The following is a 6239-nucleotide window of genomic DNA, read 5'->3' on the forward strand; positions in this document are numbered from 1 at the left end:
AAGCGTTTCAAGTTTAAGTCTAGCTAGCTCAAGACTTAGCGTTACATAGTTTATTTTTTTCCTGTCCACCTACTTAGCATTTCCAGCAGCATCCCCATTCTGCTAGCAGCTTTTTCGGTAATCTCGACTTGGTTGTTTTTGAATATGGGGCGGCGGCTGGTAGATTCCATGAAGGCAAAAGCGGGCGATCGGGCGGGCAATTGCTTTAGGGATATAATGTCTACAGGCTGATCCGGCTGAAGGTCGAAATCGTAAATGTGAAACTCGTCAAAATTGCACATCATCACGTAGCGCGGGCGATCGTCTTTTTTGAGGCGAATATAATAGCGTTCTGTTTGGGTGCGGTGTTCTCTTTTAGTCAAATCTTCACCGCGCTTTTTCATTTCAATCAAAACGTGCTTTTTCCACACCAAATCCGCAAATCCCATTTGACCTTTTTTGCTACTTTTCTCTATGCGTTCCTCATAGGTTGCGCCTGCTTCTAATGCCCCATCGTGGCCGAAAGCCCGAAAGAAGCGGTCTAAAAATACCTGTGCTTGTCCTTTTTCATCGCCTGTAATGTGTTGTTGGCAGTAGGTAACAAATTTTTGGAGGCTTTCAGGGGTTGCTGGCATGGGAGGATTATTTAAAACGCATATTAATTAGTATAATCTGCTATCTTGTATTATTGTTATCTTTTGTCATAGGCCGCCAGGGAATGAATTCCCTGTCTAATAGCTAAAGTCCTCTGAAGAGGACTGAAAAGAATATGTTATTTTTATCAAGAAAATTTGATATTATTTATTTAGTCCTCTTTCAGAGGACTTGAGCTGTGAGCCAGGGAATTTATTCCCTGGCGGAATGTTGGGTAGCGGGGAGTAATACTATATTGTTAATAATCTTTATTATTCAATCCTAAAAATCTGTGATTCAAACATCGACTGACACACCTACAAATAACATTCAAAGAGGATGGCACGGCCGCCTAGATTTAGTCTATGCCAACCGCTGCGGCTCAACTCAAATCATTCACAATCAAATGCAAGCACCCCTCAAGGTGCAGCGCCCGTTTTATCCTGAAGGGCAAGACGTTTGTCACAGCGTCATCTTGCACACGGCTGGGGGAGTTGTCGGGGGCGATCGACTTTCCAGCCATTTTCACCTCCAACCCAACGCCAAAGCGTTGATTACCACGGCCACCGCTGGTAAAATATATCGCAGCAGCGGATTAAAATCACAACAAAATATTGACATTCAACTAGATATCGGTGCTAATTTAGAATGGCTGCCACAGGAAACAATAGTTTTTGACGGCGCAATATATCGGCAAAATTTGCGGGTAGAATTAGCACCAACAGCAAGGATTTTACTGTGGGAAATTACCAGATTTGGACGCAGTGCTAGGGGCGAAAAGTTCTTGTCTGGAGAATGGATCTCGCACACCGAAGTCTGGCAACAAAACAGCCCTTTATGGATTGACAGACAATTGCTCAAAGGTGGAGAACAAATGCTCGAAAGTCCTCACGGTCTCGCAGGAAAACCCGTAGTCGCCACCCTCGCTTGGGTAGGCGAACCAGTCACCACAGAGTTCGTGGAAAAAGTGCGAGATTTGCCATCGGAGGCAACAATTTATCCAGGTAATTCCACCGTCGGCGTGACTCGTATTCCTAACGGTTTGCTGTGCCGATATCGCGGTACATCCACCACCGCAGCGAGAGACTGGTTCGTCAGCATTTGGCACTTGCTGCGCTTATCTTTTTCAGAACGCCCTTGCTGTTTGCCCAGAGTTTGGATAAAATAGGATGATCTTTGAGGTTCAATGTATAGTTCCCCTCCTAACTAGATTATTCATCTCTCTCTTCTCTTCCTCTGCGCCCTCTGCGCCCTTTGCGGTTTAATCATTCAGAAACAACCGTAAACGATATCATAACCAAATAATGCGATCGCACTTACAAGAATAAAAATGCAACTCACCCCCCAAGAAAAAGACAAACTGCTAATATTCACCGCCGCCCTGGTAGCAGAGCGCCGGAAACAAAGAGGTTTAAAATTAAACTATCCAGAAGCATTAGCCTACATTTCCGCAGCCATTTTAGAAGGAGCCAGAGATGGCCTCACCGTCGCAGATTTAATGAGTTATGGAACAACTCTCCTGACGCGGGAAGATGTCATGGAAGGGATACCAGAAATGGTGCATGAAGTCCAGGTGGAGGCGACTTTCCCCGACGGAACTAAGTTGGTAACAGTGCACGATCCGATCCGTTAAAAAATCAACCACAGAGACTCATAGGAGGAAAAGATGGTTCCAGGAGAAATGATTGTTTCAGCAGGCGAAATAGAATTAAATGCCGCTCGCCAAACCGTGCGGTTGCTGGTAGGAAATAAAGGCGATCGACCCATTCAAATTGGTTCACACTATCACTTTTATGAGGCTAACGAAGCCTTAGAATTTAATCGAGAACAAGCAAAAGGAATGCGGTTGGATATCCCCGCAGGTACAGCAGTCAGGTTTGAACCTGGAGATGAAAGGGAAGTTCAATTAGTGCCGTTTGTTGGTAGTCGTCAAGTCTACGGCTTTAATGGAAAAGTCAACGGTCATCTGGATGCTGAAATATGAAGCCACAAGGTAGTTGACGATGGTTGAGTTGGGAATTTGAAACTTTTTAACTTAAAAGTCCAAACAGTTTCAAAACAGAATGCAACTGTAAGCAATCTCCACACAATGATAGTGATCAGTCCTCCCAATCCCAAATCGAAAATCGAAAATGGTATCATTTTCCGCCCTATGCCGGGAGAGTGATAAAGTAAGCTCAAACCTTTTTCTCTGCTTTCTGTATAACTGCCTTCGGGCTTTTTTTGTTAGTTCAATCTCCTACTTTTGAGCGATTTAAAATCAGCCGTTTGCGGTCTAATGTGGTTGTTAAAACTGCAAAGATATACAGCAAAAGTGCGTGATGAACCCAAAATTAGTTGACCAGATCAAACAGACCTTGAAGCAGAGCTTGCTGGCAACATCAAGGCGTGTCTGGAGAACCCCGTTAGACCGACGCACCAGCATCAAATTGTTAGATGACTGCATCGTTTATAAAAAGCAGCACCAACCTATCAATATACCCGCATTAACCTCGGTAAACAAAGTGCCTGCTCGGTTTTTTGCCACAGAAAAACCCGTGTCTTTTGACCCAGATTATGTGTGGAAGATTTCGCTGAATCAAAAAATAAATTCTCTAACTATTTGTACCTCTGGCAACACGCTGCTGAATAACAAGTTAGTTTTAGACTTAGATTTTCGGATTAGCGGTGCCGGCATTCTGGAATGGCCTTACAAACCTAACAAAATTACCTATCCCCTTGTAGTTGCTCCTTGGTCGCATTTGTGGTGTAGTTATTATGATTTTATCATTTTTGTGTTGGCTAAACTTTGTCGAATTGAAGAGGCTTTAGGTAAGGAAATTTGGCAAGAAGCTAAAATTTGTTATCCTTTACGACATACAGATTTTGAGTTGGGCTTTATGACCAAACTCGGTATTCCTGAAAGTTCACTAATCGACACTCGGGCTAGAGATACGAGATATCATGCAGAAAGTCTGGTGGTGGGAAACAATCAAGACTGGTATTTTCCGAGTCCTTACGATATAGAGCTTTTGCGGAAAAAATTCTGTCTTAAGGAAAAGGTAAAGCCTTCTAGAAAACTTTATCTGTCGAGAAGTGGCCGGCGCAAGGTTAAAAATGAAGTAGAAGTGAGAGAGGTTTTGAAAGAATTTGATTTTGAAATTTTGGAAGATATCTCGCGCACTGTTGATGAACAAATTTGTCTGTTTGCAGAAGCGGCGGTGGTTGTCGGCCCTCACGGGGCTGGTTTTACAAATTTGCTGTGGTGTCAGCCGGGAACCAAAGTATTGGAATTCTTTTATGGAGGATACACTCCGCCATATTTCTATTACATTTGCCAGCTACTGGGATTAGAATACTCTCGTATGGTTGATGACAAAAATGTAGCGGAAGATTGGAGTTTGATTGGCATGGATATGACAGTGGATGTGGAGATTTTGAAAAGGGAAATCCAGAAAATGCTGGAGTAAATTTGCCCCTTCACAGCCTTTTCGATTTTCGATTGGCAAGAATTGATGCCTATCGGGATTTTAAAGCTTGCCTAATGTTGTATTTTTTTTACTGTTGCAGATTGAGGAACTCGTCACATACTATAATTCAAGTAGGTCTCAACTGCTAAGTAAAAATTTATTAATATTAGGAGCAAGGATGAGTTACAGAATGGATCGCCGCGCTTACGCGGAAACCTTCGGGCCGACTGTGGGCGATCGCGTCCGGTTAGCCGATACAGAATTATTCATAGAAGTTGAAAAAGACTTCACAACCTACGGGGATGAAGTTAAGTTTGGCGGCGGCAAAGTCATTCGCGACGGCATGGGACAGTCGCCTATTTCTAATGCACACGGCGCTGTTGACACGGTAATTACTAATGCTTTAATATTAGACTGGTGGGGAATTGTTAAAGCAGATGTCGGTATTAAAGACGGCAAAATTTACAAAATTGGTAAAGCCGGAAATCCTTATATTCAAGATAGGGTAGATATTATTATCGGGCCTGGTACTGAAGTAATTGCCGGGGAAGGAATGATTCTCACCGCTGGGGGAATTGACAGTCACATTCACTTTATTTGCCCGCAGCAAATTGAAGTGGCGATCGCCTCTGGAATCACGACAATGATCGGCGGTGGCACAGGCCCTGCAACGGGTACAAACGCCACAACTTGCACTCCCGGGCCTTGGCATATCTACCGAATGCTGCAAGCTGCTGACGCTTTCCCCGTAAATTTAGGGTTTTTAGGTAAAGGAAATAGCAGCCAACCTCAAGGATTAGTCGAGCAAATTTTTGCCGGTGCAATGGGTTTGAAACTCCACGAAGATTGGGGAACTACACCAGCAACGATCGACACTTGTTTGAGTGTAGCTGACGAGTACGACGTGCAAGTTGCAATTCACACTGATACTCTCAATGAAGCGGGATTTGTGGAAGCTACAATTGCCGCTTTCAAAAATCGCGCTATTCACACCTACCACACTGAAGGTGCTGGCGGCGGACACGCACCGGATATTATTAAAGTGTGCGGACAAGCTAATGTTTTGCCTTCGTCAACTAACCCGACTCGCCCTTACACTGTCAATACTTTAGAAGAACATTTAGATATGTTGATGGTTTGCCACCATTTGGATCGAGGCATTCCTGAAGATGTGGCTTTTGCTGAATCGAGAATTAGAAGGGAAACTATTGCTGCTGAGGATATTTTGCACGATTTAGGGGCGTTTAGTATGATTTCTTCGGACTCGCAGGCGATGGGAAGAGTTGGGGAAGTGATTATTCGGACTTGGCAAACGGCACATAAAATGAAAGTGCAGCGGGGACATTTACCCCCCCTAACCCCCCCTAACCAAGGGGGGGAAACAGAGGAAATTAACGATAATTTTAGGGCGAAGCGGTACATTGCCAAATATACAATTAATCCGGCGATTACTCACGGAATTAGTCAGTATGTGGGTTCGGTGGAAGAGGGGAAATTGGCGGATTTGTGTTTGTGGCGGCCGGCTTTTTTTGGGGTGAAACCGGAGTTGGTAATTAAAGGAGGGGCGATCGCCTACGGGCAGATGGGAGATGCTAACGCCAGCATTCCGACCCCGCAACCGGTGCATATGCGGCCGATGTTTGGCAGTTTTGGCGGGGCGATTGGGGCGACTTGTCTGACGTTTGTTTCCCAAGCTGCGCGCGATCGAGATATTGCCGCACAGCTCGGTTTGCAAAAGCCCACTGTAGCAGTTTCCGGCACCCGACAAATTAGTAAAAGAGATATGAAACTCAACGATTATTTGCCACAAATGGAAGTCGATCCAGAAACTTATGAAGTTAGGGCGGATGGGGAATTGTTAACTTGCGAACCGGCAACAGTTTTGCCAATGGCGCAGCGATACTTTTTGTTTTAACTGGTATCTTGCACCATTTTCAGCAACAGGCAAGATGCCTGTTCCACAAGAAAATTTATATTTTGTGCAACAGGCATCTTGCCTGTTCATAAAAGGCTAATTTAAAATGGTGCAGTATCTCTTTTTTAACCGATTATACAATCATGTAGGGGCGGGTTTTACCAACAATATTTTCCAAAAATAGACGGCTCTCCTGAAGTTGCGGTGATATTTTTATCTAATTAGAAAAGCAAGCTAATACGCGTTCTCGAAAATTATCAAAG

Annotated in this window: 6 protein-coding genes; 5 read left to right on the forward strand and 1 reads right to left on the reverse strand. The window is 44.1% G+C overall.

Annotated elements, in window-relative coordinates; genetic code table 11:
- Positions 1-50: 50 nt before the first annotated feature.
- Positions 51-614, reverse strand: coding sequence for a type IIL restriction-modification enzyme MmeI (locus QUA45_RS27350; RefSeq protein ID WP_333222996.1), 564 nt, complete (start codon positions 612-614; stop codon positions 51-53).
- Positions 615-904: 290 nt separating this feature from the next.
- Between QUA45_RS27350 and QUA45_RS27355 the strand changes: the two genes are divergently transcribed.
- From QUA45_RS27355 to ureC, 5 genes are all read left to right on the forward strand, one after another.
- Entirely contained in the window at positions 905-1780 is an 876-nt protein-coding gene (locus tag QUA45_RS27355; protein ID WP_333222998.1) for an urease accessory protein UreD, read from the forward strand.
- 162 nt (positions 1781-1942) lie between these two features.
- On the forward strand, positions 1943-2245 hold the full coding sequence (gene ureA, locus QUA45_RS27360; protein ID WP_015179363.1) for an urease subunit gamma: 303 nt from the start codon (positions 1943-1945) through the stop codon (positions 2243-2245).
- Positions 2246-2278: 33 nt separating this feature from the next.
- The gene (locus tag QUA45_RS27365) at positions 2279-2596 is read left to right on the forward strand and encodes an urease subunit beta (RefSeq protein ID WP_333222999.1); all 318 of its coding nucleotides are present in this window, start codon (positions 2279-2281) and stop codon (positions 2594-2596) included.
- 337 nt (positions 2597-2933) lie between these two features.
- Positions 2934-4061: a glycosyltransferase family 61 protein gene (locus QUA45_RS27370; protein ID WP_333223001.1), complete on the forward strand. Its 1128-nt coding sequence runs from the start codon at positions 2934-2936 to the stop codon at positions 4059-4061.
- Between the two features lie 178 nt (positions 4062-4239).
- The gene (gene ureC, locus QUA45_RS27375; protein ID WP_333223003.1) at positions 4240-5976 is read left to right on the forward strand and encodes an urease subunit alpha; all 1737 of its coding nucleotides are present in this window, start codon (positions 4240-4242) and stop codon (positions 5974-5976) included.
- Positions 5977-6239 lie beyond the last annotated feature (263 nt).

It is taken from the genome of Microcoleus sp. Pol12A5 (assembly GCF_036701435.1).
Lineage (GTDB): Bacteria > Cyanobacteriota > Cyanobacteriia > Cyanobacteriales > Microcoleaceae > Microcoleus.

Bases quoted from the DNA above. Each gene is read 5' to 3' on its own strand.
- QUA45_RS27350 (WP_333222996.1), bottom strand. From the start codon at position 614: ATGCCAGCAACCCCTGAAAGCCTCCAAAAATTTGTTACCTACTGCCAA.
- ureA (WP_015179363.1), top strand. From the start codon at position 1,943: ATGCAACTCACCCCCCAAGAAAAAGACAAACTGCTAATATTCACCGCC.
- QUA45_RS27365 (WP_333222999.1), top strand. From the start codon at position 2,279: ATGGTTCCAGGAGAAATGATTGTTTCAGCAGGCGAAATAGAATTAAAT.
- QUA45_RS27370 (WP_333223001.1), top strand. From the start codon at position 2,934: ATGAACCCAAAATTAGTTGACCAGATCAAACAGACCTTGAAGCAGAGC.
- ureC (WP_333223003.1), top strand. From the start codon at position 4,240: ATGAGTTACAGAATGGATCGCCGCGCTTACGCGGAAACCTTCGGGCCG.